We start from the raw sequence: 26,184 nt of genomic DNA on the forward strand, positions 1-26,184 counted from the left end.
AGAAAGGTGACGGACCGATCAGCAAAGACCCAAATAGAGCCAACACGATGAGGGCGGCACCGAGTGGATATCGTAAGCGTGGAAATGTACTTTTCATTTTGGGATATCGTCGCTTGGCTTGTGGACGACTGGCGTGACGACCGATTCGGTACGCCTGCCGTTGATTGTTTCACACACAACAGTGGATGGTAGACCCGCCTGCAAGGCAGGCACGAAGGCTGGCAACACTCCCGAGCTGTAGTAGTCGGCATTGCCTTTGATAATGAGCTGGCGCTGCGCAGGTTCTGCCGCCAGGTAGATTGCAAATTTTTTCTTGAAGTCACTCCATCGGGGGATGGATGGTCGCACTGGATTACGGATATCGCCTTGTAATCGCCAGTCGGCAACGGCGCACAAATATTCATAAAACCTTGGATCACTGCTCGCCTTCCCGCTGCCGATGGCCACGTCATACGCCGTCACGTTGCGGTGGTTGTCCGCGTTGCCGATGATGGCCCCGTGGAAGGATTTTGGGCTGACCTCGTTTTGCCAGCGCTTGCGTGCCTCGTTCGTGGTCTCCAGTGGGTCGATGTACAGCAGGTCGCCGCCGCGCGGGTAGCGGGCCACGCGTTCCAGCTTGCGCCAGTCTCCCGGTTCTTTGCCCAGATTGAGAGCTTGCTCCACCTGTTTGAGTGCGGACGGACTGAAAGGGCCATAGTTGTACTCCGATTTCCGGTCGTGCAGGGGGCGTGGGTCATCGACAACTTCCCTCGGGAGTTTTCGCACGCCTTTTTTACTGGTAATGGCGATGGCCGCATCGATCGGATCGACTTCTTCGCACGGTCCTTGCTGGTCGCGCGGCAGCTTGGCCTGGTCGGAATTCTTGGGGAATTGCCCAGGGCGGATCTCGCCACCGTCCAGCACGGCGGCCCTGGGCACGCGCAGCGCTTCGCCATTGATCGTGCGCAAGCCTTCGCGCCGTCCCACTTCCGTGGAAAAGATATTCCATTTGCTGGGTTTGACGGGCGGCCACGGCGCCTCGTCATGGTTGCCGCGATGGCCACGGTTGGCTGCGGCCACGTGGGTATGGTCGTCCTCGCCGTCCAGGCGCAGGGCGAAGTCGTGCGGCGGCAGGCCCACCAGCACCGGCCCTTTGTTCTTGCCAGCCGCATCGAGCCGCTGCTTGTTGGTGAATACGCGCTGGTAGAATCCCGCCCCCAGTTCCGCCAGCGGCTGGCGGCGCTGGAATTCCTTTTCCCAATAGGTGGGGCCGTCACCCCAGATGCTTTTGTCCGTCTTGCCCTTGGTTTTGGACAGGCCATGACCATCGATGTGGTCGGGTATCCCCTGCCAGCCGATGCCCAGCATATTGTCCAGCGCTACCGTCATGTCTTCGGGGCAGAAGTACAGGTAGACCTTGCCCCGGTTGTCGCGGTCCGCTTCCGCGCGCCATGCCGCGCCCGCCATGCCGTGGCAGACGGCGTGATCCTTGATTTGCGTAAAGGCGGGCGTGACATGTTTCTTTTCGACCACGCCTTGCACGATCTGCGCCAAGGTTTGCAGGCGCGCATGCAGGGTCTGGCGGTTGTCGATGGCGTCGTACTGGCTTTCCATTGCCGCATCCCGGCCGCCGCCGAAGATGCGGCTCTTTTCCGCTGCGCCGAAAAACATGGATGTGTCTTCCACCAGGCTGTAGGGCGGATGCGTGAGGATCAAGGTGTCGGCGGGCCGCTTGCCCTCGTCGAGCAGGAAAGCCTGCGCCAGCAGCGAGATCAGACAGCCCTGGCTGTGCGCGACGATGGAGACCACGTCGTTGTTATCGTAGTCGCGGATCATGGCGATGAGCGCGGCCAGGCGCTTGGCGGCCAGCACCATGTACATGCGGCCCGGCGCCGTCATCAGCGGGCGCACGGGGTCGCCGCCCACGTCGTACGGAGAGAATAATCCCTTGTTCCACATGTCCGGCAGGGTGTTGGTGGCGTTGCCGAACGGGCCGCCGTTCTTCGACATGTCCTTGTCGAGGCGATTGCCGTAGCGGTCCGTGTTCTGGCCGTTGACCACTTTGCTGGCGTTGCTGCGTTCGCGAAAGCCCCAGTAAAACGGGATCACGGGGCTGTACGTCGTGTCATCAGGCTGGCGCTTGAAATACACGGCGTCCGGATCGGCGATCACTTCACGCTTGTCGGATTCCTGCGGCATACGGTACGCGGCTGGGGTGAACACGTGGCCGCCGCCGTACATGCGCGCGTCGAGTCCCTGGCATAAACCCTTTTCCACGGCGCCGAAACTGGTGCCCACGTCATTGACTCCATGGATGACGATGATGTTGCCTGGCAGTTCAGGGCGGATGCGCACGATGGCATCCTGCATGCGGCCGCAATGGAGCAGGGCGCTGCTCTTGCCGCTGGTGTAGGGAAGTTTGGGATACGCCATCGCCGCTCCATGCTGACCAGACAGGACAGTGTAGAGGGGCGCAATGGCGGATTAGTTGTGCTTGCGCAAACTTTGCGGGAAAGAATGCGGCCTTCTGCGTTACTGCGCGCTGAGGATATTCGTCAGTGCAATGCGATACGCTGGCTGCACCTCGCCATCCCGGTCCAGCTTGTCCGTCATGATCACGCCGTAACCTTGCGCGTACCACACGTATTCGCCGCTTTTGCCTTTGCTCTTGCCACCGACGTCACGCAGTTCGAACTTGCAGGCGTCGGGGAAGCGGCGGCCTCCCAGTTCCAGGCGTTCCCAGCCCAGGAAGGTGATCGAGAAATCGCGCTTGTCCGTGCGCGTGGAGGTGGTGATCTTGTCGGACAGGCCGGCCAGCGGGTAGTGGGTGCTCGTCTGCGTGTCCGAGAACTGCACGCGCACTTCCTGGCCGGGGCGCATGTTGGCGGGGATGGCCGATTGCGGCGCGTAGACGTTCTTGCTGCGCACGCTGCCGTCTTCGTTGTAATGGACCATGCCGGTCAGGAATACCTGGCCGTCGCGGATGTCCTGGTAGGACGTGGCCAGCAAGACGCCGCCGTCGAGTATCAATTGGATGCCCTTGAGCTTCTTGCCCTCGAAGGTTTCCTCGACGTTGACTTGCGCGTCGCCGTTGTTCTTGCTGAACTTGATGCCCGTCGTCAGCTCCATGCACTCGCCCACCGTGGGCGCCGCCTGTGCACCGGCGGCGGCCAGTACGCCTGCCGCAAGCATCGTTTGCCATGCTGCTTTCATTGCCATCCTTGTTATTTTTTAATGATGCGATGATAGCGTGCGGCTACTGTTCATGAGTGCACGATTGCCTTATGCTTGAGACGCGGGCGGCATCAGGGCCACCTGCGACCGGCATCAGCGGGCCGCGCGTTTCGCGGCATGGATCGTTGCAGGAGTTAGCCCATGACATTACGATTATCGATATTGCTGTCCCTGCTGTGCGGCGCGCTCGTGCTGCCAGCCGCGCAGGCGGAAGATGCGCCGTATGACATGCGCGCCGCTTCGGCGCCTGTGCCAGGCGCGCTGGATCTGGGCTTCATGAATGAGGCGCCCAACCGGAAATTCAAGCGGCGCGTGGACTTGTCCGCCATCACCCGTGCCGACGACCTGGTGGTCGTCAAGGCGGCCATCAATCCTGTCGTGGTTTTTTTTCAGATAACAGGGGCGGTACGCCAGCCTGCGCATGCGATACGGATGGTGACGACCCGCAACGGCGAACTGGCTTTGATCAAGCCGCCGCGTATCGATGACTACAATTATCTTCTTGAGCGCCGCTTATACAACTGGACCGTGCATGACGCACAGACCATCAGCTTGACGGTCGAGTTCGTGGGACTCAGTCATACTCAGCCCCACTATTTCAACACTTATGTCTTTGTCGAACGCTATGGCACCTGGCTGTTCGATCGCCACGTGCTGTAGTTCAGCGCGGCGTCGCTGGTGGCGAGGTGGCCGCTGCGCTGGCGGCCGGGGTGTCCGGCGTGGCCACGGGCTTGCCGCGGCGGCTGCGCTTGTCCGTGCGCGTTTTGCCGGGCTTGGCGTCGTGCACCAGCTTGCCTTTGTTGTCGAGTTTGTCGGACTGGTCCGATTTCTGTCCCGGATCATTCGGGTTATTGGTGTGGTTGCCCGTCTGGTTGACATTCGTCGTCGACTGGGCTTGGACCCAGGCGCCGCCGACGGTCATCAGGGTGGCGGCCAGCAAGAGAGCGGCGGTTTTCATGGCAGTGTCCAGTGCAAGTGTTGATGTGAGCTGGCATTCTCACACAGGAGTCCGCCGGCACGGGTAGGACGGCGCCTCATGGCTGTGTCGGCTACTTGCTACTGATCAACGGAATTGTTCCGTCGAGATATCAAATCGCTTGAGCTTGTCATACAGGGTTTTCTTCGGGATATTCAAGGCAGCCGCCGCCTCGATGACGTTGCCGTTGTGGCGGCGCAAGGCTTCCTCGATGATGGAGATTTCGAAGGTGTCGACTTGCTCGGCCAGCGACGCTTCGCGGCAGCCGGCCGGACTCAGGGTGTCGTCGAGCAAGCCCAGCACGAAGCGGTCGGCCACATTGTGCAGCTCGCGCACATTGCCGGCCCAGCGCTGCGCCATCAACGACGCGATCAGTTCGCCGCTGACGAGGGCCGCCGGCTGGCCGTAGCGCAAGGCCGCCTGCAGCACGAAGAATTCGAACAGCAGCGGGATATCCTCGCGCCGGTTGCGCAGGGCGGGCAGCGTCAGGCTGGCCACGTTCAGGCGGTAATACAGGTCAGGCCGGAACTTGCCCTGTTCCGCCAGCACGCTCAAGTCTTCCTTGGCGGCGGCGATGACGCGGAAATTGACGGAAATCAATTTGTTCGAGCCGAGGCGCTCCACTTGCCGTTCCTGCAGCACACGCAGCAGTTTCACTTGCAAGGCCAGCGGCATGCTTTCGATTTCATCGAGAAACAGGGTGCCGCCATTCGCGTATTCGATCTTGCCGATGCGCTGGCGCTGCGCACCGGTAAATGCGCCTTCCTCGTGGCCGAACAGTTCCGATTCAAAAATCGATTCGGGCAGGGCGCCGCAATTGATGGCCACGAAAGGGTGGTCGCGCCGCTCGCTGAAGTCGTGCAGGCAGCGCGCGATCAGTTCCTTGCCGGTGCCCGTTTCGCCGAGGATGATGATGTCGGCCGACTTTGGCGCCAGGTTCAGCACCAGCTGGCGCACCTTGGCCATGGCCGCGCTGCGGCCCACGATGCGCGCTTCGATGCCGACCCGCTGTTCGAGCTGGCGGCGCAAGTTCATGTTTTCCAGCACCAGGTGGCGCTTGTCGAGCGCGCGGCGGCACACTTCCACCAGCAGGTCGGCGGAAAACGGTTTTTCGATGAAATCGTAGGCGCCACGGCGCATGGCGCCCACGGCCATCGACACGTCGCCGTGGCCCGTGACGAGGATCACGGGCAGGCTGGCATCCTGCGCCACGGCGATATCGAGCAGTTTCAAGCCATCCATGCCGGGCAGCTTGATATCGCTCAATAAAATGCCGGCAAATTCGGGCACCAGCCAGGGCAGCGCTTCCTCGGCCGTGGCGACGGCCGTCACTTGCAGGCCTGCCAGTTCCAGCGATTGCCGGGCGCCCTTGCGCACGACGGCATCGTCTTCCACCAGCAGCACTTGCATGCCTTCAAAATTATTCTCGTGCATCAGATGTTTCCTTCGTCTCTCTCCCCCGGGTCGCAGCTCAGGGTGATGGTAAATTGTGCGCCGCCCCCTTCCTGCGCGCTGCGGTTGCGCACGGCCAGTGCGCTGCCGGCCGCGCGCAGTATGCCTGCGCTGATCGACAATCCCAAGCCCAGCCCGTGTTCCTTGGTGGTATAGAAGGGATCGAAGATCTTGTCGAGCGAGGCCAGCGGGATGCCGGGGCCATTATCGGTGATATGCAGCACGGCAAGGCTACCTTCGCGGCGCACCTGGAACCATATCTGCACGGGCTCGCTTTCCGGCACGGCATCCATGGCGTTGGTGATCAGGTTGGTAAACACCTGTTCCAGGCCGATGGCGTTGCACAGCACGATGATGTCGTCCTCGGGCCAGCTTTCATGCAGGGTCAGGCGCTGTGAATGCTTGCGCGTGCGGATTTGCAGCATGGTTTGCGCAAACGCCTGGCGCACGCTGACGGGTTTGCGCGCATCGTCGCTGCGCCGCGCAAAGCCTTTCAGTTGCGAGGTGACATAGCCGAGGCGCTTGACGAGGTCGGAAATGGTCGACAGGTTGTCGAGCGCATCGTCGATGCGCCCGCGTGCCAGAAACACCTTGGCATTGTCGGAAAACGTCTGCAGGGCGGCCAGCGGCTGGTTCAGCTCGTGCGTGACGCCGGCCGCCATCTGGCCGATGGCCGCCAGCTTGCCGCTTTGCACCAGTTCCGCCTGGGCATAGCGCAAGGTTTGCTCGGCGCGCTCGCGCTCGGCCACTTCCGCCTGCAGCCGGCCATTCGCGTGCACCAGGTCGGCCGTGCGCTGCTCGACCTTGATTTCCAGCTGTTCATAGGCGCGCGCCAGGGTTTGTTGCGCATTGAGTTTGTCGGCGATGCGGCGCCGGCGCTGGCGCGCATACATCAGGGCCAGCAGCAGCAAGGCCCAGCCCAGCGCGGCGGCCATGGCCGCGTTGCGCGCTGCCTCGTTGACCTGGTCGAGTTCGGCCAGCACGGTGATTTGCCATTGCAGTGGGCCAAGAGCGCGGTTCACGGCCAGGTAGTCCGCCTTGTCGGCGCTGCCGGACAGGGCCGGCGTGTCGCCCGACTGCTGGCGCTCCAGGGTCATGACGCTGGCGCCGTCGGCGAACTGGCGCAGCACCTTGTGCGGCAAAATGGGCAGGTTTTCCTGCAGAAACTGGCGCTGCGCGCTGATATCGTTCTTCGCGGCCGGCGACAGGGGTGCCAGGGTCTTGAACTTGAAGGCGGGTGTGGTGGCCAGGATGATCACGCCATTCGCATCCTTGACCCAGATCTGTTCGCCCGCACCAGGCGTGCGCCACGATTGCTCGATCCAGTCCAGGTTGACCTTGGCGGCGACGATGCCGATGATGCGTCCGTCGCGCTGCACGGGCTGGGAAATGAAATAGCCGGCCTCGAAGGTGGAAAAGCCGATGCCGTAGAAGCGGCCGATGCCGCCCGCAATCGCGTTCTTGAAATAGGGGCGGAAGCCGTAGTTGACGCCCACGTAGGAGCTGCGGTCTTGCCAGTTGCTCGATGCCAGGGTCGTGCCCTTGTCGTCGAGCACGTAGACGGCAAAGGCGCCTGCACGGCGGTTCATGTCGACCAGGTAGGCGTTGATCTGCGTGACTCTGTCGGCGCCGGGCTGTTCCAGCAATTGCGCCACGGCATCGCTCTGGGCCACGGCCAGGGGCAGGAATTCGTATTTATTCAGGGCGCCGCCGATGGACGCCGCATACAGTTCCGCGCGCGAGTCTAGCGTGCGGTGCAATTCATCGAGCTGGCGCTGCTTGACCCAGGCATACGACGCCCACGTCAGCACGGCCAGCGAACCCACGGCCAGCAGGGGGCCGAGCGCTTGTCTCAGTGTCCATTTGCCGAGTGCCATGGTGCTCCGTGTGTCGGGTTGAATAGATGTGACCCCAAAGCGAAGGACTGGGGTCGGACCTTAAGGTCCGACCCCGGCACTTGCTTTGGGGTATGGTCGCACGACGACTAATCTGCCGTACTCGCCATCGTTTCCGCATTGTGATGACGCTGCTGCTCTTCCATCACCATCTCGCCCAGCATGCGCTTGAGGCGGTTGAACTCGGGGTCGCTCGGGTCGCGCGGGCGGGGCAGGTCGATGGCCACGTCGCGCTTGATGGTGCCGGGACGGTAGGTCATGACGATGGTGCGGTCGGCCAGGTAGATCGATTCCTCGATCGAGTGCGTGACAAAAACGATGGTGGTGCCGAAGACTTTCCAGATTTTCAGCAATTCATCTTGCAGGTTGCGCCGCGTCAAGGCATCCAGCGCGCCGAACGGTTCATCCATCAGCATGATGGGCGAATCGAGGGCCAGCACGCGGGCAATCGCCACGCGCTGGCGCATGCCGCCCGACAAGTCTTTCGGGTAGCGGGCACGGAATTCCGTCAAGCCCAGCATGCTCAGCAGCATGTCGACGCGTTCGCGGATTTCAGCCGGCGTCTTGCCAGCGATTTCCAGGCCGAAAGCGATATTGCTCTCGATGGTCATCCACGGGAACAGCGCGTATTCCTGGAACACCATGCCGCGGTCGGGGCCGGGCTCGGTGATCAGCTTGCCGCCGGCCAGGATCTGGCCCGACGTCGGCTGCGAGAAGCCGGCGATGGCATTGAGCAGGGTCGACTTGCCGCAGCCGGACGGCCCCAGCAGGCAGATGAACTCGCCGCTGGCGATTTCCAGGTTGATGTCTTTCAGGGCGATGACGTCGGCGCCGCCCGTGGTGAAGATTTTATTGACTGCATTGATATTGATCGTGGTCATGGCCGTTCCTCTCAGTGTTCCAGGCCGCGGTGCCACTGCAGCAAATGATTATTCAGTGCATTCATGGCCATATCGATGGCCAGGCCGAACAGGCCGATGGTAAACATGCCGGCGATAATCTTGTCAGACCAGAAGTACTCGCGCGCTTCCAGGATGCGGAAACCCAGGCCGCTGTTGACGGCGATCATTTCGGCCACGATCACGACGATGAAGGCCGTGCCCATGCCGATGCGCGCGCCGGCCAAAATATACGGCGTGGCCGCCGGCAGGATGACGCGGCGGAACATCGTCATCTGGCTGGCGCCCAGGTTGCGCGCGGCGCGGATGTAGATGCCGTCGACCTGGCGCACGCCGGCGATGGTATTCATCAGCACGGGGAAGAAGGAACCGATGCTGATCAGGAAGAAGGCGGGCGGGTTGCCCAGGCCGAACCACAAAATCGCCAGCGGAATGTAGGCGATCGGCGGAATCGGGCGCAGCACCTGCACCAGCGGGTCGAACAGTTTATAGATGGTCTTGTTGGTACCCATCAGCAAGCCCAGCGGCAAGGCCAGGCCGGCGCCGATGGCGAAGCCGCCCAGCACGCGCGACAGGCTGGCCCAGGCGTCGTGCGGCAGTTCGCCGGAGAACATCCACACCAGGTAATTGCCCGCTTCGGGCGTGTACGCTTGCATGGGGATCAGGTATTCATACCATTTCACCACCACGGCCACGGGCGAGGGCAGGATTTGCGGGTTGATCCAGCCGAACGTGGACAGTGCTTGCCAGAACAGCAGCACGACCACGGGCACGATGGCACCGTGCGCGAAGCGTTTCATCATTTGAATATTCATCGTGACACTTTCAGATTAGCGTGGAGCGTAGGTTTTCTTGGCTTTTTCCAGCAGGTCGAGCTTGACCCAGTCCTTGGCGGCAGGCGGCTTGGCCATGCGGCCCACGCCGAATTTCACCATGTAGTCGGTGGTCAGTTGCACGTGGCTCTGCGTGATGTCTTCCGTGAAGATGGCGTTGTCGATGGCATCGCGGTAATCGTCGGACGTGATCTGGTTCTTGAACATCGATTCGCGCACGTATTTTTCCGCCAGTTTCGGGTCGGCCAAAAACGCCCGGGTGGCGGCGACGAAGCAATCCATGAAGCGCTGGGCCACGGCCGGCTTTTCCTTGTACATCTTTTCCGTCATGACGAGGGCGCGCACGGGCTCGCCCAGCGGCGTGTCATACGGCTTGAGGATGGCCGAACCGTATTTCTTGTGGATCGCCTGCGTGGAGTAAGGCTCGGACTGGCTCATGGCGTCGATGTCGCGGGTCAAGAGAGCCTGGTTCAGGTCAGGGTAGCCCATGTACAGGATCTGCACGTCCTTGCCCGGCTTGTCGGACCAGGTCAGCTTGGCCTTGGAGAGTTCGGCAAACAGCAGGATTTCCTGCGGGCCGCCGCGCGTGACGCCGACTTTCTTGCCTTTCAGGTCGGCAATGCCCTTGATGTTCAGATCGGGACGTCCGACGATTTGCACGCCGCCCTTGGCGAAGCCGCCCACCAGGTACACGGGCAAGCCCGTGGCGCGGCCCGTGATGGCCGCTTCCAGCGCGCTGGCGGAGACGTCGATTTCGCCGGCGATCATGGCTGGCACGATGTCGAGGCCCTTGGCGAAGATGCGTTCCTCGATTTTCAGGTCGTATTTGGGCGCGATTTCCTTCATGTAGGCAACGGCGCCGTAATGGGCGAATTTCAGGTTGCCCAGGCGGACCAGGTCGGCCGCGTGGACGGCGAGCGGGAATTGCGCGGCCAGTGCGACGGCCACGGCCAGTGCCTTGGTGTTCAGGAAGGACGAGATGCGGAAGGTGCTTGCCATGCTGTTGTCTCCAAAAAGGTAGATGGTTTTTATATTGGGTCAGGCTGCCGCTCTGATGGCGGTTATGAAAATATAAAAGCATCTTCCGTGCCAGTGGAGCGCATTTTGGCGTTTATTGCAAGTGATTGTTTATAAAGGTTTAATTTGATTCTATTGAAAATGGAAAATATCGATATTCCGTCTTTCCGCACGGCGAGGGGAAAGCTTGTGCGGATTGCCGCATTCCTGGCGCGGCGCTTGCGGGACGGCATGCGGGTGAACCTTCACGGCGTGGCCGACTCCAATCGTAAAAAAACGCGTTGCAAACAGGCTGGCAACGCGTAACTCCCCCGTGGAGTAGGGGCGGCGCCACGCGGGCGCCTGATCGATCGCCGGTTGGCGGGGTTATTTCGGCGCCGTGGCGGGCGGCAGTGCAGGCGCGGTGGCTGGGTCGGTCAGCGGCGCGGGCGGCGTCACGTGGCCGGGACCGGCTTCCGGTACGGCTGGCGTGACGGGGGCGGGCATCACCTGCGGGGCGGAAGCGGGGTTCGGTGCCATTTCGGGCAGGGGCGCATCTGCCGGTTTTTTACAGGCGGACAGGGAGACGAGCAAGGCGGCGGCCAACAGGGCAGGTATTTTCATGATGATTCCTTTGCAAGAGTCGAGGTATCGCGAGGCGGCGGCGGGCGCCGCGCGTGAAGCTTGAATTTATGGCAAGAATGCCGATGCTTCTGTTCGCCACTTCACCTTGAGCGCAGAAATGTCACTGCATGTAGATGCTTTGTGGAAATAATTCAGTGAGGAAATATTTTTCACTTTCTTGTTCCTAATGTTCGTTAACGCACAGACCAAGGAAGAGCAGGATGGCATTCTGTGTCCAGACGCTCAGGATTCGTGGTGTTCTGGTATAAAAATTGCCAAGAACTTAACAATCCGGGCTACCGGCAATCGTTTAAAAGGAGTATTCAAATGCATGCAATGACTCAGTCTCACGTGAAGAGCGAATTAAAGGCAGCGCACCAGGAACTTCGTAGCCCCGAAAAAGGCTCGCAAATGGTAGAGCGCGCAGCACCCATCCCCCCGGAGCGCCTGAATCCCATTTCCATGGCACCGATCGAGCGCGTGCGTTCGACGTCGGCCACCCTGCGCCGCATCGAAAACATGCAAAAGCTGATCGGCGAATTGTCGCTGCACGAGATGCTGGCCGATGAAATCGCCTGGTTCCTCAAGTTTTCTCCATCGGGCGCCCGCAAATACATCCGCGACTTGCGCGAAGCGGGCGTGATCGAACTGGCCCGCTACATCGAAGGCACGGCCACCTACCTAGGCAAGGCAGTGTACCAGCTGACGCCAGATCCTGAGCGCGTGCGCGCCTTCCTGGCCGCCATCGTCCAGCCGAAACGCGAAGGCGCGCCACCGCGCAAGGATCGTCCCGGCCTGCGCGAGCAAAGCATGGCAGGCAGCGGCCGCCATTTCCACATCCTGGCCGATGATACGCATTACGCCATCCGCGTCAACCGCGGTCCCGTGACGCGCGATCCGCTCGTCGCCGCATTGTTTGGTGCCCCACAGCAAAAATCTGCCGAGTAACACCCGACGGTTTTGTCAGGCGTTGTGACGTAATAGAAGCCGGGTTGCAACCCGGCTTTTGGCGTTCAGGCAGGCCGTTTCACGTAGTCTGATTGAAAAGACTGCAAGCATCCCCATGTGGGCTGGACTGCCCGCTCGTCCCGCTGCGGGTTCATTCGAAGGAGCTTGTCCTTGTCTGCCTACGCCGCCTTGTTATCGTGTCCGCCACTGCCTTGCCCGAAACGGGCCGCCGCATGAATCCGCTGCTGTGGATCGCCCTCGTCACGGCCGCCATCGTCTTGTCGCTGTGGTTTCCCCGCTGGCGCTTGAAGCGGGCCCTGTCCACGCCCTTGCCGCCTGAAGGCCTGGCCGTGCTGGAAAAGAATATTCCCGTGTATCTCCGCATGCCGGCGCCGCTGCAGGAACAGTTGCGCCGGCTCGTCGTGCAATTCCTGTACCAGAAGAAATTCGTCGGTTGCGGCGGCCTGGAGATCACGGACGAGATGCGCTACACCATCGCCGGCCAGGCCTGTTTGCTGCTGCTGAATCGCCAGACCCAGGTGTATCCGGAACTCGACACCATCCTCGTGTATCCCACTGAATTCATCGTCACGCGCAATGAAGTGGGGCCGGGCGGTGTGGTCACGCCATCGGCCAATGGTTTATTGGGCGAATCCTGGGGCGATGGCCGCGTGGTGCTGGCCTGGGACCATGTGCAGCGCGGTGCGGCCGACTGGACCGATGGCCACAATGTGGTGTTGCATGAATTCGCCCACCAGCTCGACAGCGAATCGGGCGCCGCAAATGGCGCGCCCTACCTGCCCAGCGTGTCGAGCTACCGCAGCTGGGCCACGGTGCTGTCGCGCGACTTCGACAACCTGCGCCATGACGCCATCTACCAGCAGCACAGCGTGATGGACCATTACGGCGCCACGAATCCCGCCGAATTCTTTGCCGTGGCCACGGAAACCTTTTTTGAGAAGCCCTACCAGATGGCCGAGCACCACGAAGAACTGTATGCGCAATTCTTGCAGTACTACAAGGTCGACCCGCGCGACTGGATGGCGCCACCCGTGGAGCCCGAGCACATGGCCTCGCCATTTCCCAACTTTGCCCAGCACTGGTAAGCGGGGACGTTAACCCAGCAGCCGCTGTTTCAGCGCGGGATAGCTGCTGCGCGCGACGGGAATGCCCGTGCTGGTCTGCGTGTCGAGCGCGTATTTGCCGCCTGCGGCGATCTGCAGCCGCTTGAAACCGAGGCTGTTGACGATGTAGGAGCGGTGCACGCGCAGGAAGTGGGGCGGCAGCAGGGCCATGAGCTTGTCGATAGGCAAGTCGTGAAAGTACTGTTCGCCGCTGCGCAGCACGATGTTGCTGTAGTGGCCATCGGCTTGCACATGGTCGATATCGGCCAAGGCGATCCATTCCAGCGCGCCCCGTTTCTTGACGGCCAGCGAGGCAGCTTCCGTGTGCCGCCCCGTATAGCGTTGCAGCGCCTTGTGCAGGCGTTCGCGGCTGAACGGCTTGGCAACGAAGTCGAGCACGCCAAACTCGAAGGCCGTGATCGAGCGTTCCGCGTGGGCCGAGACGATGATGGTCTGGAACGGGGCCTTTTGGGCCAGGCGCAGCAGGTCGTAGCCATCGGCGCCGTGCAGATGCAAATCCAGCAGCAGCAAGTCGACTTGCTCCTGCGCCAGGGTGGCCAGCGCTTGCGGCACATTGTCATGCAGCACGAGATTGCTGAGGCGCGCGCCGAAATGCGCACGCACCTCGCGTTCGAGACCTTGCGCGATCAGCGGTTCATCTTCCAGTATCAACACATTCATGGCGCCGCCGGCAAGGTAAAGGTGAGGCGCCAGCCTGCCTGATGCTGTTCGCTGGCATAGTGGGCAGCATCGCCGAACACGGCGTGCAGGCTGGCGCGGATGTACTGTTCCCCCACGCCGCTACCCGCATGCGGGCGCGCTACGCCTTCGGGCAGGAGCAGGGTGAGCACGTGCGTTTGCGCATGTTGTGCGATGCGCAGGATAAAAGCCGCGCCGTGGCGGTAGCGGTTGTGGCTGAACGCATTTTCCAGCGCCGTCAGCAACATGGCGGGCGGCACGGTAATGCCCGCCGCCTCGCCATCGAGCTGCAGGCTGCACGGTTGCTGCAGCCGCGTGCCCATGATGCTCAGGTAATTCTGGCACAGGGCCAGTTCCTGCGTCAGGGCAATGCTGGGCTGCTGGGCAAACTCGTTGAGCATGCGTAACTCGGCGCCCAGCGCCTCGATGAAGGTTTCGGCCGCCTGCGGCGATTGCGCATTGAGTTCGCTGATCAGGCTCAGGGAATTCATCAGGAAATGCGGTTGCATGCTTTTGCGCAAGAGCTGGTTTTCCAGCTGCTGGGCGCGCGCCGCCTTGCCGCGTTCGCGCAGCAGCTGCGCCAGCAATTGCGCACACAGGGGCAGCAGCAAGAAGCACACGACGAGGGCGAAGCCGCCCTCGGCAAACTGGCTGCCCGTCAGCAGGAACAGGGCGCACGAGGCCAACGCGATCAAGGTGCCGCCGCGGCTGCCCGGCAGGCGGCGCCACACGGCGATCAGGTTCAGCGCCAGGCTCGCTGCCAGGCCCGTCAGAAACATCCACCAGCAGCGCGCGTCGAAATGCGTGGGCAAGGCGCCGGCCAGCGCGATGCACGCCAGCAGTACTGCCGCCGCCAGCGGCCAGCGCGGCAGGCGGTAAGCCGTATAGAAATACAGGGGCAGCAAGGTGGAAAACAGCCAGGTCAGGGCGCAGACGGCGTACAGGCGCGGCATGTGCAAGGGATAGGCATAGCCGGCAAAGCTGCGCCACAGTTCCGCCACCAGCAGCAGCGCCGCCACCAGGCACAGCGCGGCAAACATGGCCCAGTGCCGTTGCCGCTGGTACAGCGCCGTCAAGACGAGGAAGAGCAGGGCGACGGCGCCCAGCGCTCCGGCCAGCAGCAGCGGCGGCAGCCGGTACCAGGCCAGCGCCGCGCGGTAGTCTTGCCGGTCGACCAGGTACAGCGCATAAAAGGGCGACGCCAGGTGCGCCGGCACCTGTTGCGTCGACAACAGCAACCGCAGATGATGCTTGCCCATGGCCAATTGCTGTGGCGTCAGGTGGATGGCGAAATCGATGTCGCCCGCGCGTTCCCCGCTGGCCTGGCGGGCCGGTTGGCCATTGCTGCCGATCCTGTCGCCATCGAGCCAGAGTTCGCTGGCGGCCAAGGCCGACAGCACCAGCAGTTGCGTCGACGACGGCGTGGCGGCCAGGGTGACCTCGCGTTCCACGCATAGCAACAGGCCTGGCCGCACCAGCTGCTGCAGCGCGGCGGGCGCAGACGGCGTGTTGCCGCAGGTGCGCCAGCCGTCGTCCAGCGATAGCGGATGCATGGCGCAGGCGAAAGAGGGCAAGGCCAGGCAGCAAGCGAGGCAGTACCGCAGCAGGTAGCGGAAGAAGGAGGGCATGGCGGGCATTGTAGCTGCTCATTTGCCAACCCTTTGCAACATTTTCATCGTCTTCGGTGCCGTTCGTGCGGGCTGCGTGCATTTCGTGCACGGCCCGCCAACAGTGTGTAAAAGACACTTACCATGCATCAGCGCCGTGCTGTGCACACGGCCCTCACCATGGAATCATGACTATGCAAAGCAGCAAATACTATGCTTTCGCCGGCGCGCTGGCGCTGTTGTGCGGCGTGGCGCAGGCCGCCTCCGCTCCCTCATCTGCTCCCTCCGCTGCGCTGGCTGCGCGCCTGATGGAGTTCGACGGCTGGGCTGCCCAGCGCATGGCCACGCAGCGCATCCCGGGCGTCACCGTCGGTTTCAGCCAGGGCGATGTGGAATGGGTAAAAGGTTACGGCTATGCCGACCTGGAAAACCGGGTGCCGGCCACGGCCCGCTCCAGCTACCGGCTGGCGTCCGTCACCAAGCCCATGACGGCGGTGGCCATTTTGCAGCTGGTCGAACAGGGCAAGGTCGACCTGGATGCACCCGTGCAAACCTATGTGCCGTACTTCCCCGTCAAAGCGTTCCCCGTGACGGTGCGCCAGCTGCTGGGCCACCTGGGCGGCATCGACGCCTACCGCGACAGCAAGGTGGAGCAGCATTTCAAGGAGCACAAGGATACGCGCCAGTCCATCGCCGTCTTCGAGCAGTTCGACCTGATCGCCGAACCGGGCACGCGCTTCCGCTACACCAGCTATGGCTACAACTTGCTGGGCGCCGTCATCGAGGGCGCCTCGGGCGAAAGCTATGGCGGCTACATGCGGCGCCACGTATGGGGGCCGCTGGGTATGGACGCTATCGTGCTGGATGATCCGGACGCCGTGATCGCCCACCGCGTGCGCGGCTACCGGCTGGCCGGCAAGGAGTGGAAGAATTCCGAATTCGTCGACATCAGCAGCCGCTTTTCGGCTGGCGGCACGCGCGCCAGCGTGCCCGACATGCTGGCGTTTGGCAGGGTCGTCCATGCAGGCAAGATACTGTCGGCAGCCAGCGTGGCCGCCATGGTGCAGCCGATGGCCACGCGCGCGGGCCGCTTGACGAATTACGGCATGGGCTGGGAAATCTTCCCGGCAGGTGGGCGCTACGCCATCGCGCACAGCGGCCAGCAGCCGGAAACCGTCACGTATCTGTACAGCTTTCCCTCGCGCAAGCTGACCATTGCCGTCGCCGCCAATCTCGAGCGCGTCAATCCCGAGGCCTTCGTGCAGCGCCTGTTCGAGGTCGTCACGGGCGAGCCGTGGCAGCTCAATACGTATATCGCCGAGGCCGGCGCGCAGCGCGCTTACCAGGTGGCGCAAGGCCTGTTCGAGGAGGGCAGGGCGCATGCCGAGCGCACGCATGAGCCGTATGCCGACGCCACCGCCACGCGCGAGGCATTCCTGCAAATCAACCGCCAGGCGCTGGCGCCGGACGCCACGGCGGCGCGCGCCTTCATCGAGGCGGCCCGCCATCCCGCCGGCGGAAGAGCCTTTCTGGTGGCCGGTGCCAGCATGGCCGAGGCGCTGCGCCAGTCGGGCATCGACCTGGGCACCTATTCACGCGGCGGCGCGCTGGCGTTTGCGCGCGACTATGTCCTGTTGTCGCAAAGCAAAGCGACCGGCACCTTGCCCCGTTTTGACCCCGCCTTCGAGCAAGCCATCGTGACCCTGGCCGCCAGCTGGGACCGCACGGCCGCCATCGCCTGGCCGGTAGCGCCCGCGTCCATTCCTGAACTCGATAGCCAGCTGCGCACGGCCTTCCGCGGCCAGCGCGCCTATCCCGATTTCGTGCCGGAACTGCTGGAGCTGGCGCAAGGGTCGGCCGCGCGCGGCGAGGCAGAGGCTGCGCTGGCGATCAGTCGCCTGGCCGTGGCGCTGTATCCGCTCAGCGACCGCGCGCATGCGCTGCAAGGCTTGATCTTGCTGCGCGCCGGCAAGACCGAACCCGCCATTGCCGCCCTGCGCCTGGCGCTGGAGCGCGACCCGCTGGGCGCGGCCAGCCCGGCGGCGCTGAACCTGGAAGCGTATCGCCTGAAAGGCAGCGGCGCCGTGGGCCAAGGCATGGCTGTGTTGCAGGCGGCCGTCAGCCTGCATCCGCGCGATGCGAATCTGCAAGACAGCCTGGCCGAGTTTTATGTGGAGCAAGGCTTGCGCCAGCAGGCTGTCGAGGCCTACAGGCAGGCGCTGCAACTCGATCCCCGCTATCCGGGCGCGGTGGGGGCAAAAGCGGCGATCATTCGCCTTAGATGAATTCTTTATAAACAATGGTGAAAAGATTCCTTTTTGGAAATAAGGGCGCTGCGGTCTAATGGCGGCATTCATTACGCCACCAGAGGAATCCCATGCAGAACCGTCTTCACTTCGCCGCGCTTCTTTTCACCTCCATCGCCTTCACTCAGGTGGCGCAAGCGGACCAGCTGGCCGCCATCAAGGCGAAAGGCGAGCTGGTCTGCGGCACCCTGGGCACGGACGAGCCGAACAGTTTTATCGACGCCAAGTCGCGCCAGCTGGTCGGCTATGAAGTGGACCTGTGCCGCGCCATCGCCCAGGGCCTCGGCGTCAAAGCGGTCGTGAAACAGCTGGCCGTGGCTGCCCGCATTCCCGAATTGCAGCAGGGGCGCATCGACATCCTGACGGCGTCCTTGACGCACAACAAGGAGCGCGAAGCGCTGATCGATTTTTCCCTGTCCACGTTTTACACGGGCCAGCGCGTGCTGGTCAAAAAAAGCAGCAATATCACGACGGTCGCTGGCCTGGCCGGCAAGAAAGTGCTGACCGTCAAGGGCGGCACGCAGGAACCGAACATCCGCAAGGCCGTGCCCGGCGTGGACGTGGTGACGTTCGAGACGGCGGGCCAGGCGTATCTGGGTTTGCAGCAGGGCAAGGGTGTCGGCTATGTCGACGATGAAGTCTCGCTGCTGAACAACTACGCCAAGCTGGGCGCCGCGCAAAAAGATTACCTTGTGCTGCCGCAAAACATCAGCCAGGAAGTGTTTGCCTTCGGCATCCGCAAGGGAGAGAAAGGCGTGAAAACAGCCGTCGACCAGGTGTTGCGGGGACTGGAAAAATCGGGCGAGGCGGAAAAACTGTTTTTCAAATGGTATGGCCCGACGAGCAATGTGAAGTTCCAGAAACGCACATTTAAAATTGAATCGGACAAGATCGACGCCTGAACCTCGCCTGACGCTTCCGCATGTTTGATCTGAACTTTTTGCTGTCCGGCGACTACTGCGACTGGCTGGTCTCCGGCTTGCTGCTGTCCTTGCAACTGATGGGCATTACCTTGCTGTTGGCCCTGCCGCTGGCGTGCGGCGTGGCCATGCTGCGCCTGGCGCCGTCGCGCCTGCTTAATGGCCTGGGCGCCGCGTACGTCGAGCTGATCCGCAACGTGCCCTTGCTGGCCCACTTCCTGTTCTGGTATTTCGGCGCGCCCGAATTGCTGCCCGACTCGTGGAAGGAGCGCTTGTATGCCGGCAATATCGAAGCGGCCAGCGCCATCGTGGCCCTGACCTTATACACGGCCGCCTACATGGCGGAAGACATCCGCAGCGGCATCCGTGCCATTCCCGCCCAGCAATTCGAAGCGGGCCGGGCGCTGGGCTTCAGCTTTCTCTCCACCATGCGCCTGTGCATCGTGCCGCAGGCGCTGCGACTGGCCGCGCCGCCGCTGCTATCGCAAACCCTGAACCTGTGGCAAAACACCAGCATCGCCACCGTCATCGGCGTGGCCGAGCTGATGTACCAGACGCAACGCGTGGAAGCGGCCTCGTTCCGCAGCGTGGAGGCGTTCGTTTTCGCCAGCGCGGCCTACCTGGCCGTTTCGCTGCTGATCGCGGGCCTGGCGGCCTTGCTGCAAAGGAAGGTGTCCTGATGCTGGAACTCATCCACGATTATTGGCTGTATTTCCTCGTGGGACGCTATCCCGAGGGGCCGCTGGGCGGCCTGGCGTTGACGGTATTGCTGGCGAGCCTGGCGCTGGTGCTCAGCTTGCCGCTCGGCTTGTTGCTGGGGCTGGCGCGCCTGAGCCCCTGGCGCCTGCTGCGCTGGCCCGTCGCCGCGCTGATCCATGTGGTGCGGGGCATCCCCTTGCTGCTCGTCATCTTCTGGGCATATTTCTTCCTGCCGAGTATTACTGGCCATGAAAGCGGGCAATTCGGCACCATGCTGGCGGCCCTCGTCATCTTCGACGGCATTTATCTGGCGGAAATTGTGCGCGCGGGTGTGCAAGCCGTGCCCAAGGGACAGGTGGAAGCGGCACGTTCGCTGGGCTTGAACTATCTGGACAGCATGCGCACGGTGGTGCTGCCGCAGGCGCTGCGCCACATGCTGCCCTCGCTGGTGAACCAGTTTGTTTCCACCATCAAGGAAACCTCGCTCGGCACCATCATCGGCCTGGCCGAGGTGTCGTTCATCGCCTCGCAAGTCAATGGCCTGGTGCTGACCAAGCCCGTGCAAGTGTATTTTTTGCTGGGCATGACGTACTTTGTTTTATGTTTCAGCCTGTCGCGTGCCGCCTTCTGGCTTGAGCGGCGCCAGGCGCGTCTTTTGAAAGCGGCAGCATGATCACCTTTGACAACGTCAACAAATACTATGGCGACTATCATGCCTTGAGCGGCATCAATGAACACGTCGCCAAGGGCGAGGTGCTGGTCGTGTGCGGGCCCTCCGGTTCCGGCAAGTCGACCCTGATCCGCACCATCAACCGCCTGGAGGCGATCGCTTCGGGCCGCATCACGGTGGCGGGCCAGGATATTTACGCACCGGGGCTGGACGTGAATGCATTCCGCTCGCACATCGGTTTCGTCTTCCAGCAATTCAACCTGTTTCCCCATTTATCGGTGCTGGACAATTGCGCGCTGGCGCCGCAGCGCTTGCGCGGCCTGACCCGGCGCGAAGCCGAGGAGCGGGCGCTGGCCCTGCTGGAACGGGTGGGGCTGGCGCACAAGGCGCGCGCCATGCCGGCGGCCCTGTCGGGCGGCCAGCAACAGCGGGTGGCGATTGCCCGCGCGCTGGCCATGCAGCCGCCGCTGATGCTGTTCGACGAACCGACCAGCGCGCTGGACCCGGAAATGGTGGGCGAAGTGCTGCAAGTGATGCGCGACCTGGCGCAGGGCGGCATGACCATGGTGTGCGTGACGCACGAGATGGGTTTCGCGCGCGAGGTGGCGGACCGCGTCTGGTTCATGGATCACGGGCACGTGCTGGAACGCGCCACGCCCGAGGATTTCTTTGCGCGGCCACAACATGCGCGCGCACAACAATTCCTCTCCGATATACGCAGCCCGTTCGGCGTATCCGCATGAGTGGGCACAGGAGTGGGCGTGAGTGAGCGGCTGTGTGCGTAAGCGAACGGTATTTCGCGGTGGTCAGGCGCACGCTGGAACGGTGGCGCACGGTGCGCCCGCAGCCGACCAGGAGGGCCGTATCATGTCACGCATCATCGCAGGTCATTTTCAGTTGCAGGAACAGATAGACGCCGCGCGCGCCGCCCTGAACCAGGCGGGGTTTTCCGATAGCCGCATCAGCGCCTTCTTTGTCAACCAGCCGGGGCAGCACGATTTGCACGCGCTCGGCGGCGACCGCGACATGTCGCCCGGCGCCAAAGAGACGCCGGAAGGCGTAGTGGAAGGCGTGGCCGTGGGTGCGGTGGTGGGCGCCGGCATCGGCGCCGCCGCCACCCTGGCGACAGGGCCGCTCGGTCCCGTCGTCGGCGCGCTGGTGGGCGCCCACGTGGGTTCGCTCTACAGTTTCAATAAAATGAAGGAGGCGGGCGAGTCCGAAAAACATGGCGAAAACAAGGGCGAAAACCGCCGCCATCCCCGCCACCCTGGCATGCTGATCGCCGTCGCGCTGGGTGGCCTCGACGAGCGCGAACGGGCGCTCGAGGCGCTGCACCGTCTGGGCGCCGAGCATATCGAGGAAGCGGAAGGCACGATCGCCAACGGCGACTGGCACGATTTCGATCCGCTCAGCATTCCCGTGCTGGTGGCGTGAATCGGCGCGCCCGCCGCGCAACATGCATAAATGCCGCGCTGCATGCAATTTTAGGTATGATACTTGTTAGTATTGGTAATTATTGGTAAACAATGCCGACAGGGATAGTTTCCGCGCGCCCGTAGTGACACTGGACCAAGGTGACTGCCTGTAGTACTTGCCTCGCATGCTAACGAGTATGGATAGGAGGGCGCGTCATGACACAGGCATGGTTCATTCTGACACGGGCCGATGGGCGCGACATCTGCGCGCCCTCGCCGGCACAGCTGGCCGATGCGCTGGCCGAGGTCTACCGCGGCGCCACGCCGGACGGCAGCCCGGCCGCCGTCTTGCTGCGCTTTGGCTACGACGACGGCTTGATGTATCAGGTCGAGGTCGCTAGCGGAGGCGAAGTCACTTTCGAGGAATGGTCGGACCGCGATTGCGAAATCGCCCTGGCCAGTCCGCGCCACATGTCGGCCCTGCCGCAGGGCGACGCGCTGCAGCTGTGGCAGTGGCTGGCGCAGCGCCAGGTGGCGAAGATCCGCAGCCAGCCCTGGCAGGGCGGCTAACCCTGCCGTCTTTCCAAAGGCCTAGTGCGCCATCAGCACGGGAATAGTCATGCTCTGCAGAATCGTGCGCGTGACGCCGCCCAGGATGGTTTCGCGCAGGCGCGAATGGCCATACGCGCCCATCACCAGCAAGTCGGCCGACAGGTCGGCCGCCTGCGACAGCAGCGCTTCGCCGATATCGCCGCGCCGCACGCCGCCGCCATCGAGCAAATGCAGCCGCGCTTCCACGCCGTGGCGCGCCAGGTAGTGCGTCAGCTCGGCGCCCGGCTGTTCGCCGTGTTCGGCCGCATGCACCTGGGCATCGAAGATGGCGACGTGGACTTGCCCGGCGCGCTGCAGCAGGGGCAGGGCGGCGCTCACGGCGCGGCTCGCTTCCTTGCTGGCGTTCCAGGAAATGAGCACATTGCGCGCGGCCGCCGGCGGCGCCAGCAAGGGCAGCGGCGGCGCGTACGGCACGATCAGCACGGGGCGGCCCGAATGCAGCAGCACATAGGCGGGAAAGTCGCGCATCACGGACGGCGATTTATCCTTGGCATTGTATTGGCTGATGACGACCAGGTCCGCATAGCGGGCCAGCAGGCTGATGCCGCCTGCCGCCTCGTCGTCGAGCACGCGCTGTTCGAACGAGGCGACGCCGGCCGCGCGCACCTGTGCTTCGAAACCGTCGAGGGCGCGCGTCGCCCGTTCGCGCAGGAAGTTCAAATGCAAGCTCAGGTTCGGGTCGGCGTCGAGGTCGGGCTGGTTCTGGTACAGCAGGCGCGACACGCCCGTCAGCGCCACGCCCGTCAGGTGGCCGCCGCACGCCTGGGCGATGCTGGCAGCCGCGTCGATGCGGGCGGCGCGCCCGGCGCTGTCGTCGATGTGGAGCAATACGGTCTTGTACGTCATGGCCTGTCCTCTCGCTGTGCGGTAGGGAACCATTCTGGCACAGTCCGGGGTGCCGGCCGCGCACGACTGCATCAGGCTGAGCACTTGATCTGGCGCAAAGCTGGAGATAAAAACTGCTCCTACACTTGATCCCACGCAGAACAACCATAACAAGCGGGGAGAGACAGCAATGACGGAACAAAAGGTAGCACTGGTCACGGGCGGCATGGGCGGCCTGGGCACGGCCTTGTGCCGCCGCCTGCATGCGGCGGGCTTTGCCGTTGTGGCGGCACATACGCCGGGCAATGCGCGCGTGGCAAGCTGGCTCGACGAGCAACAGGCGCAGCAGTATTATTTTCACCCGCTGGCCATCGACGTGAGCGATTTCGCTGCCTGCAGCGAAGCCGTGTCCAGCGTGCTGGCGCAGTTCGGCCGCATCGACGTGCTGGTCAACAATGCCGGCATCACGCGCGACCAGAGCATGCGCAAGATGGAATTGCCGCACTGGGCCGAGGTCATGCGCACCAATCTCGACAGCCTGTTCAACATGAGCAAGCAGGTGCTCGAACCCATGCTGGAAAAAAAATGGGGCCGCATCATCAATATCTCGTCCGTCAATGGCCAGAAGGGCGCGTTCGGCCAGTGCAACTATGCGGCCGCGAAAGCGGGCGTGCATGGCTTCAGCAAGGCGCTGGCGCTGGAAGTGGCGCGCCACGGCATCACCGTCAACACGGTCTCGCCCGGCTACCTGCGCACGCAGATGGTGACGGCCGTGCCGGCCGATATCCTGGAAACGAAGATCCTGCCGCAGATTCCCCTGGGCCGCCTGGGCGAGCCGGACGAGGTGGCGGCCCTGGTGGCTTACCTGGCCTCCGACGAGGCGGCGTTCGTCACGGGCGCGAACATCGCCATCAATGGCGGACAGCACATGAGTTAATCAGCGTACAGCTGGATACTTGAAGCAGGGCAATGGCAGTAGAGGAGACCCGTCCACCCAGCCGGCACGCACGATGCTGGCGGAGGACGACAGGCAGCATCGTAGGTACGCTGGAAAACAGGGGGCAGGGCAGCGATGCCTTGCCCTTTGTTGTTGCGCAGCCGTCATGGTACGGTCACGCTGCTCAGCGCTGGGCTTTTTCCAGCCGCGTCTGGCAATCGATGCACAGGCGCGCTTCCGGGCGGGCGTTCAGGCGCGACAGGCCGATGGCTTCGCCGCAGTTGTCGCACTGGCCGTAGCTGCCATCGGCAAACTTGGCCAGCGCGTGCCGGATGATGGCCAGCTGCGCCAGGTTATGCTCGGCCGCTTCGCTGACGAGGGCGTTCAAGGTGTGCACGCTGGCGTTGTCGGCCGGCGAGGCTTCGATTTCATTGAGCAGTGAGGCGCGCGCATTGGCTTCGGCCGCCTCGTTCTCGATCTGTTCCAGCAACGCCAGCTTGCGTTGCTCCAGCAAGCCTTGCAGGCGTTGCAACTGGTCTTGCGGCAATCCATTCATGGTTGTCACCCGGTAGAGGTTACTTCCATCATGGTAGTCCAAGATTGGCCGCTCTGCTTGCGCTACCGCCCGCGCCGCGTTTGATGCGGCGCAGGCAGGCACGGGCTGTTCTATGCTGGCTCCTTCAGGCAGTTGACCATCCAGGCGACGCCGAACTGGTCTTTCAGCATGCCGAAGCGCTTGGCCCAGAACGTTTCTTCCAGCGGCATCTGGATGTTGCCGTCACGCGCCAGCGCGTCGAAGACCCGTTCCGCTTCCTCCGGCGTGTCGAGGGTCAGACAGACCGAGCAGCCACTCATGCCCTTGGCGCCATCCTCGGTGCAGCCGCCGTCCGAGCCCATCAGCATGGTGGAACCCAGCTGCACGGAGCCGTGCATGATCTTGTCGTACCAGTCTTCCTTGACCTGCTCCTGGCCCGGCGAGCCGCGAAACGGCATCAGGCACAGGTCTGTGCCATGCAGGTGCTGGCGGTAGTATTCCAGCGCTTGCGCGCAATTACCACTGAATTGCAAATACGGTTCGATACGCATATTGGCCTCCTCTGGTGGTCCCGCGGGCACGATTGCCATGCAGGGACGTCCCAGTATAGGCGCTGGCCGGACAAATTCAATCAGTCCGGCGTCATCTCTTGCAGCCGCTCACGCACCTTGCCCAGGGTGCTGAGGATGCGCTCGGGATTGCCGGCGAGGACGGCGCTGCCCAGGTGCAACAAGCTCGTCGCCAGGCTGATCCAGTGCCGCACGTCGTCGTTGCGGGCGATGCGCAGGCGCACCGTGTCGAGCAGGCCGCTGAGCTGGCGCTGCGCCGTTTCCAGGCCGGTCACCGTATGCCCGGCGGCATCGGCATACAGCTGGTTGGCTTGCTGGCGCAAGGCCACTTCCAGTGCGAAGACGGCTTGTGCCTGACTGTGGCTGATACCGTTTTCTCCCTGGCTGGCGCGCTTGCGGATGGCGCGCATGACGGCGCCATGCAGGGTGACGGCCGCCTGCGACAGGCTGTCGGCCAGTTGCTCGACGCGCATGGCGCTGCTGAGAGCCGCTTCGCGGCGTTCGCTGTCGCTGCTCCTGCCTACTGATCCGTCCATCTTGCCTCCGTGGTGGTGAGGGCGGCAGCGAGCTGGGCGTGTTCGCGCCCCAGTGCCGCCAGTTGCCGGCGCGCCAGGGTATGGCGCAATCCAAGCAGGCGATACTCTTCGGTTTTGCTTTGTTGCATGTTTTTCGCCAGCACGGCCAACAGGCGCTGCTGCGGCGTGTCGGCATACGCGATTTCCACGTCCAGCAAGCCGAGCACCATGTCGCGCTCGTTGTCGCCGCTCTTGTCGTACAGCGCCAGCAAGTTGTCGAGCGCGGCCAGCAGGGCTTGCAGCGGCGCATCGCCGTCGTGCAGTACCTGCGCCAGGTGCCTCTGCTGGCTGGCCGCGCCGGCCAGGCGCGAGAGTTGCTGCAGCAACAGGGTGTACGCGCTGACATGGCGGTCATCGATGCCGCTGCCGGGCCAGGCGCGGATGGCGGCGCTGGCGCTGGTCAGTTCGGGCTGCACGTCATACGCGTCGGCTTGCGCCAGCCGGCCCAGCGCCTGCAGGTACAGGCGCACGGCTTGCGTCAGGCGCGCGACATCGGCTTGCGCGGCGCGGCGCTGGGCATCGAGCAGGCGTTCGCGCGCGTCTTCGGCGGGGGACAGATAGGGACGGGCGCGCTGGTAAGTGTCGACGTGGCGCTGCGACAGTTCGCTGAAGGCGTTCAAGGCATCGGTGCCGGCGGCCAGGGCGCGCACCTGCGCCAGCTCGGTGCGTGGAGTGGCGCAGCCGCACAGCACGCCAGCCAGGAAGAGGCTCAGGCTCAGGCTCAGGTACAAGTGCAGGTGCAGGTGCAGGCCAAGGTTGCGGCCATGGCGGGCGGGTAGGGCGGACACGTTACCTCTCGACAGGAAATACTGTATGGAAAGGTATTGTCGTGCCGGCCTGCGCTGCCCGCCTTGT

Annotated in this window: 28 protein-coding genes; 12 read left to right on the forward strand and 16 right to left on the reverse strand. The window is 63.3% G+C overall.

Annotated features, from left to right (window positions below):
• Window positions 1-93: 93 nt before the first annotated feature.
• Together C8C92_RS09795 and C8C92_RS09800 are read right to left on the reverse strand one after the other, a co-directional pair.
• On the reverse strand, window positions 94-2,412 hold the full coding sequence (locus tag C8C92_RS09795; protein ID WP_116743661.1) for a DUF3274 domain-containing protein: 2,319 nt from the start codon (window positions 2,410-2,412) through the stop codon (window positions 94-96).
• A gap of 99 nt (window positions 2,413-2,511) precedes the next feature.
• Window positions 2,512-3,192, reverse strand: coding sequence for a hypothetical protein (locus tag C8C92_RS09800; RefSeq protein WP_133250728.1), 681 nt, complete (start codon window positions 3,190-3,192; stop codon window positions 2,512-2,514).
• 162 nt (window positions 3,193-3,354) lie between these two features.
• On the opposite strand from C8C92_RS09800, the gene C8C92_RS09805 reads away from it, so the two are divergent.
• Entirely contained in the window at window positions 3,355-3,873 is a 519-nt protein-coding gene (locus tag C8C92_RS09805; protein ID WP_133250729.1) for a hypothetical protein, read from the forward strand.
• Between the two features lies 1 nt (window position 3,874).
• On the opposite strand, the gene C8C92_RS09810 is transcribed toward C8C92_RS09805, so the two are convergent.
• The 6 genes from C8C92_RS09810 to C8C92_RS09835 all read right to left on the reverse strand — a co-directional run bounded on the left by C8C92_RS09810 (window position 3,875) and on the right by C8C92_RS09835 (window position 10,267).
• The gene (locus C8C92_RS09810) at window positions 3,875-4,171 is read right to left on the reverse strand and encodes a hypothetical protein (protein ID WP_099760037.1); all 297 of its coding nucleotides are present in this window, start codon (window positions 4,169-4,171) and stop codon (window positions 3,875-3,877) included.
• 105 nt (window positions 4,172-4,276) lie between these two features.
• Complete coding sequence (locus tag C8C92_RS09815; RefSeq protein ID WP_096234587.1) at window positions 4,277-5,623, reverse strand: sigma-54 dependent transcriptional regulator; 1,347 nt, start codon at window positions 5,621-5,623, stop codon at window positions 4,277-4,279.
• Window positions 5,623-7,518, reverse strand: coding sequence for an ATP-binding protein (locus C8C92_RS09820; protein ID WP_116743662.1), 1,896 nt, complete (start codon window positions 7,516-7,518; stop codon window positions 5,623-5,625). Before C8C92_RS09820 ends, C8C92_RS09815 begins: the two co-directional genes overlap by 1 nt.
• A gap of 107 nt (window positions 7,519-7,625) precedes the next feature.
• Complete coding sequence (locus tag C8C92_RS09825; protein WP_100876234.1) at window positions 7,626-8,417, reverse strand: ABC transporter ATP-binding protein; 792 nt, start codon at window positions 8,415-8,417, stop codon at window positions 7,626-7,628.
• 11 nt (window positions 8,418-8,428) lie between these two features.
• A complete protein-coding gene (locus C8C92_RS09830) occupies window positions 8,429-9,250 on the reverse strand; it encodes an ABC transporter permease (RefSeq protein ID WP_096234589.1) in 822 nt (273 codons plus the stop codon).
• A 15-nt stretch (window positions 9,251-9,265) separates the two neighbouring features.
• Window positions 9,266-10,267 carry an ABC transporter substrate-binding protein gene (locus tag C8C92_RS09835; RefSeq protein WP_116743663.1) on the reverse strand — a complete coding sequence of 334 codons (1,002 nt, stop codon included), beginning with the start codon at window positions 10,265-10,267 and terminating at the stop codon, window positions 9,266-9,268.
• A gap of 144 nt (window positions 10,268-10,411) precedes the next feature.
• Between C8C92_RS09835 and C8C92_RS27435 the strand changes: the two genes are divergently transcribed.
• A complete protein-coding gene (locus C8C92_RS27435) occupies window positions 10,412-10,591 on the forward strand; it encodes a hypothetical protein (RefSeq protein WP_165829353.1) in 180 nt (59 codons plus the stop codon).
• A 60-nt stretch (window positions 10,592-10,651) separates the two neighbouring features.
• On the opposite strand, the gene C8C92_RS09840 is transcribed toward C8C92_RS27435, so the two are convergent.
• Window positions 10,652-10,888 (reverse strand): hypothetical protein, encoded by a 237-nt coding sequence (locus tag C8C92_RS09840; protein ID WP_099760034.1) that lies wholly within the window; start codon window positions 10,886-10,888, stop codon window positions 10,652-10,654.
• A gap of 411 nt (window positions 10,889-11,299) precedes the next feature.
• Here C8C92_RS09840 and C8C92_RS09845 point away from each other — a divergent pair, with 411 nt between their 5' ends.
• Both C8C92_RS09845 and C8C92_RS09850 read left to right on the forward strand, forming a co-directional pair.
• On the forward strand, window positions 11,300-11,836 hold the full coding sequence (locus C8C92_RS09845) for a winged helix-turn-helix domain-containing protein (protein WP_099760033.1): 537 nt from the start codon (window positions 11,300-11,302) through the stop codon (window positions 11,834-11,836).
• A gap of 233 nt (window positions 11,837-12,069) precedes the next feature.
• The gene (locus tag C8C92_RS09850) at window positions 12,070-12,942 is read left to right on the forward strand and encodes a M90 family metallopeptidase (protein ID WP_116745907.1); all 873 of its coding nucleotides are present in this window, start codon (window positions 12,070-12,072) and stop codon (window positions 12,940-12,942) included.
• A 9-nt stretch (window positions 12,943-12,951) separates the two neighbouring features.
• On the opposite strand, the gene C8C92_RS09855 is transcribed toward C8C92_RS09850, so the two are convergent.
• Both C8C92_RS09855 and C8C92_RS09860 read right to left on the reverse strand, forming a co-directional pair.
• Entirely contained in the window at window positions 12,952-13,641 is a 690-nt protein-coding gene (locus C8C92_RS09855) for a LytTR family DNA-binding domain-containing protein (protein WP_116743664.1), read from the reverse strand.
• The gene (locus C8C92_RS09860) at window positions 13,638-15,296 is read right to left on the reverse strand and encodes a sensor histidine kinase (protein WP_116743665.1); all 1,659 of its coding nucleotides are present in this window, start codon (window positions 15,294-15,296) and stop codon (window positions 13,638-13,640) included. The genes C8C92_RS09855 and C8C92_RS09860 overlap by 4 nt, the downstream gene beginning before the upstream one ends.
• Window positions 15,297-15,460: 164 nt before the next feature.
• On the opposite strand from C8C92_RS09860, the gene C8C92_RS09865 reads away from it, so the two are divergent.
• From C8C92_RS09865 to C8C92_RS09895, 7 genes are all read left to right on the forward strand, one after another.
• Window positions 15,461-17,551, forward strand: a complete 2,091-nt coding sequence (locus tag C8C92_RS09865) for a serine hydrolase domain-containing protein (RefSeq protein ID WP_165829355.1) — start codon at window positions 15,461-15,463, stop codon at window positions 17,549-17,551.
• A 92-nt stretch (window positions 17,552-17,643) separates the two neighbouring features.
• Window positions 17,644-18,474, forward strand: coding sequence for a transporter substrate-binding domain-containing protein (locus tag C8C92_RS09870; RefSeq protein ID WP_116743667.1), 831 nt, complete (start codon window positions 17,644-17,646; stop codon window positions 18,472-18,474).
• A 20-nt stretch (window positions 18,475-18,494) separates the two neighbouring features.
• Complete coding sequence (locus C8C92_RS09875) at window positions 18,495-19,172, forward strand: amino acid ABC transporter permease (RefSeq protein ID WP_116743668.1); 678 nt, start codon at window positions 18,495-18,497, stop codon at window positions 19,170-19,172.
• Window positions 19,172-19,864, forward strand: coding sequence for an amino acid ABC transporter permease (locus tag C8C92_RS09880; RefSeq protein WP_116743669.1), 693 nt, complete (start codon window positions 19,172-19,174; stop codon window positions 19,862-19,864). Before C8C92_RS09875 ends, C8C92_RS09880 begins: the two co-directional genes overlap by 1 nt.
• A complete protein-coding gene (locus tag C8C92_RS09885; RefSeq protein WP_116743670.1) occupies window positions 19,861-20,604 on the forward strand; it encodes an amino acid ABC transporter ATP-binding protein in 744 nt (247 codons plus the stop codon). The genes C8C92_RS09880 and C8C92_RS09885 overlap by 4 nt, the downstream gene beginning before the upstream one ends.
• Window positions 20,605-20,728: 124 nt before the next feature.
• On the forward strand, window positions 20,729-21,295 hold the full coding sequence (locus C8C92_RS09890; protein ID WP_116745908.1) for a glycine zipper domain-containing protein: 567 nt from the start codon (window positions 20,729-20,731) through the stop codon (window positions 21,293-21,295).
• A gap of 197 nt (window positions 21,296-21,492) precedes the next feature.
• Window positions 21,493-21,846 (forward strand): hypothetical protein, encoded by a 354-nt coding sequence (locus C8C92_RS09895; protein WP_071078622.1) that lies wholly within the window; start codon window positions 21,493-21,495, stop codon window positions 21,844-21,846.
• Between the two features lie 21 nt (window positions 21,847-21,867).
• Here the strand turns inward: C8C92_RS09895 and C8C92_RS09900 are convergent, their stop codons facing one another.
• Window positions 21,868-22,734 carry a universal stress protein gene (locus C8C92_RS09900; RefSeq protein WP_116743671.1) on the reverse strand — a complete coding sequence of 289 codons (867 nt, stop codon included), beginning with the start codon at window positions 22,732-22,734 and terminating at the stop codon, window positions 21,868-21,870.
• A 169-nt stretch (window positions 22,735-22,903) separates the two neighbouring features.
• On the opposite strand from C8C92_RS09900, the gene phbB reads away from it, so the two are divergent.
• Window positions 22,904-23,650: an acetoacetyl-CoA reductase gene (phbB, locus tag C8C92_RS09905; RefSeq protein ID WP_116743672.1), complete on the forward strand. Its 747-nt coding sequence runs from the start codon at window positions 22,904-22,906 to the stop codon at window positions 23,648-23,650.
• A gap of 184 nt (window positions 23,651-23,834) precedes the next feature.
• Here phbB and C8C92_RS09910 read toward each other — a convergent pair whose 3' ends face one another.
• From C8C92_RS09910 to C8C92_RS09925, 4 genes are all read right to left on the reverse strand, one after another.
• Window positions 23,835-24,206, reverse strand: coding sequence for a TraR/DksA family transcriptional regulator (locus C8C92_RS09910; protein WP_116743673.1), 372 nt, complete (start codon window positions 24,204-24,206; stop codon window positions 23,835-23,837).
• 110 nt (window positions 24,207-24,316) lie between these two features.
• Complete coding sequence (locus C8C92_RS09915; RefSeq protein WP_116743674.1) at window positions 24,317-24,736, reverse strand: VOC family protein; 420 nt, start codon at window positions 24,734-24,736, stop codon at window positions 24,317-24,319.
• Window positions 24,737-24,816: 80 nt separating this feature from the next.
• Window positions 24,817-25,290 (reverse strand): hypothetical protein, encoded by a 474-nt coding sequence (locus C8C92_RS09920; RefSeq protein ID WP_116743675.1) that lies wholly within the window; start codon window positions 25,288-25,290, stop codon window positions 24,817-24,819.
• On the reverse strand, window positions 25,275-26,117 hold the full coding sequence (locus C8C92_RS09925) for a hypothetical protein (RefSeq protein WP_116743676.1): 843 nt from the start codon (window positions 26,115-26,117) through the stop codon (window positions 25,275-25,277). The genes C8C92_RS09920 and C8C92_RS09925 overlap by 16 nt, the downstream gene beginning before the upstream one ends.
• Window positions 26,118-26,184 lie beyond the last annotated feature (67 nt).

Source organism: Janthinobacterium sp. 78 (genome assembly GCF_003096775.1).
Classification (GTDB): Bacteria; Pseudomonadota; Gammaproteobacteria; order Burkholderiales; family Burkholderiaceae_D; genus Janthinobacterium; species Janthinobacterium tructae.

What these genes read in the sequence shown, in the direction of transcription:
- C8C92_RS09800 (WP_133250728.1), bottom strand. Translation starts at nt 3,192, where the DNA reads ATGAAAGCAGCATGGCAAACGATGCTTGCGGCAGGCGTACTGGCCGCC.
- C8C92_RS09855 (WP_116743664.1), bottom strand. Translation starts at nt 13,641, where the DNA reads ATGAATGTGTTGATACTGGAAGATGAACCGCTGATCGCGCAAGGTCTC.
- C8C92_RS09900 (WP_116743671.1), bottom strand. Translation starts at nt 22,734, where the DNA reads ATGACGTACAAGACCGTATTGCTCCACATCGACGACAGCGCCGGGCGC.
- C8C92_RS09815 (WP_096234587.1), bottom strand. Translation starts at nt 5,623, where the DNA reads ATGCACGAGAATAATTTTGAAGGCATGCAAGTGCTGCTGGTGGAAGAC.
- C8C92_RS09820 (WP_116743662.1), bottom strand. Translation starts at nt 7,518, where the DNA reads ATGGCACTCGGCAAATGGACACTGAGACAAGCGCTCGGCCCCCTGCTG.
- C8C92_RS09835 (WP_116743663.1), bottom strand. Translation starts at nt 10,267, where the DNA reads ATGGCAAGCACCTTCCGCATCTCGTCCTTCCTGAACACCAAGGCACTG.
- C8C92_RS09915 (WP_116743674.1), bottom strand. Translation starts at nt 24,736, where the DNA reads ATGCGTATCGAACCGTATTTGCAATTCAGTGGTAATTGCGCGCAAGCG.
- C8C92_RS09875 (WP_116743668.1), top strand. Translation starts at nt 18,495, where the DNA reads ATGTTTGATCTGAACTTTTTGCTGTCCGGCGACTACTGCGACTGGCTG.
- C8C92_RS09850 (WP_116745907.1), top strand. Translation starts at nt 12,070, where the DNA reads ATGAATCCGCTGCTGTGGATCGCCCTCGTCACGGCCGCCATCGTCTTG.
- C8C92_RS09865 (WP_165829355.1), top strand. Translation starts at nt 15,461, where the DNA reads ATGCAAAGCAGCAAATACTATGCTTTCGCCGGCGCGCTGGCGCTGTTG.
- C8C92_RS09890 (WP_116745908.1), top strand. Translation starts at nt 20,729, where the DNA reads ATGTCACGCATCATCGCAGGTCATTTTCAGTTGCAGGAACAGATAGAC.
- C8C92_RS09880 (WP_116743669.1), top strand. Translation starts at nt 19,172, where the DNA reads ATGCTGGAACTCATCCACGATTATTGGCTGTATTTCCTCGTGGGACGC.
- C8C92_RS09895 (WP_071078622.1), top strand. Translation starts at nt 21,493, where the DNA reads ATGACACAGGCATGGTTCATTCTGACACGGGCCGATGGGCGCGACATC.
- C8C92_RS09920 (WP_116743675.1), bottom strand. Translation starts at nt 25,290, where the DNA reads ATGGACGGATCAGTAGGCAGGAGCAGCGACAGCGAACGCCGCGAAGCG.
- C8C92_RS09830 (WP_096234589.1), bottom strand. Translation starts at nt 9,250, where the DNA reads ATGAATATTCAAATGATGAAACGCTTCGCGCACGGTGCCATCGTGCCC.
- C8C92_RS09795 (WP_116743661.1), bottom strand. Translation starts at nt 2,412, where the DNA reads ATGGCGTATCCCAAACTTCCCTACACCAGCGGCAAGAGCAGCGCCCTG.
- C8C92_RS09870 (WP_116743667.1), top strand. Translation starts at nt 17,644, where the DNA reads ATGCAGAACCGTCTTCACTTCGCCGCGCTTCTTTTCACCTCCATCGCC.
- C8C92_RS09825 (WP_100876234.1), bottom strand. Translation starts at nt 8,417, where the DNA reads ATGACCACGATCAATATCAATGCAGTCAATAAAATCTTCACCACGGGC.
- C8C92_RS09805 (WP_133250729.1), top strand. Translation starts at nt 3,355, where the DNA reads ATGACATTACGATTATCGATATTGCTGTCCCTGCTGTGCGGCGCGCTC.
- C8C92_RS09840 (WP_099760034.1), bottom strand. Translation starts at nt 10,888, where the DNA reads ATGAAAATACCTGCCCTGTTGGCCGCCGCCTTGCTCGTCTCCCTGTCC.
- C8C92_RS09810 (WP_099760037.1), bottom strand. Translation starts at nt 4,171, where the DNA reads ATGAAAACCGCCGCTCTCTTGCTGGCCGCCACCCTGATGACCGTCGGC.
- C8C92_RS09845 (WP_099760033.1), top strand. Translation starts at nt 11,300, where the DNA reads ATGGTAGAGCGCGCAGCACCCATCCCCCCGGAGCGCCTGAATCCCATT.
- C8C92_RS09885 (WP_116743670.1), top strand. Translation starts at nt 19,861, where the DNA reads ATGATCACCTTTGACAACGTCAACAAATACTATGGCGACTATCATGCC.
- C8C92_RS09860 (WP_116743665.1), bottom strand. Translation starts at nt 15,296, where the DNA reads ATGCCCGCCATGCCCTCCTTCTTCCGCTACCTGCTGCGGTACTGCCTC.
- C8C92_RS09910 (WP_116743673.1), bottom strand. Translation starts at nt 24,206, where the DNA reads ATGAATGGATTGCCGCAAGACCAGTTGCAACGCCTGCAAGGCTTGCTG.
- phbB (WP_116743672.1), top strand. Translation starts at nt 22,904, where the DNA reads ATGACGGAACAAAAGGTAGCACTGGTCACGGGCGGCATGGGCGGCCTG.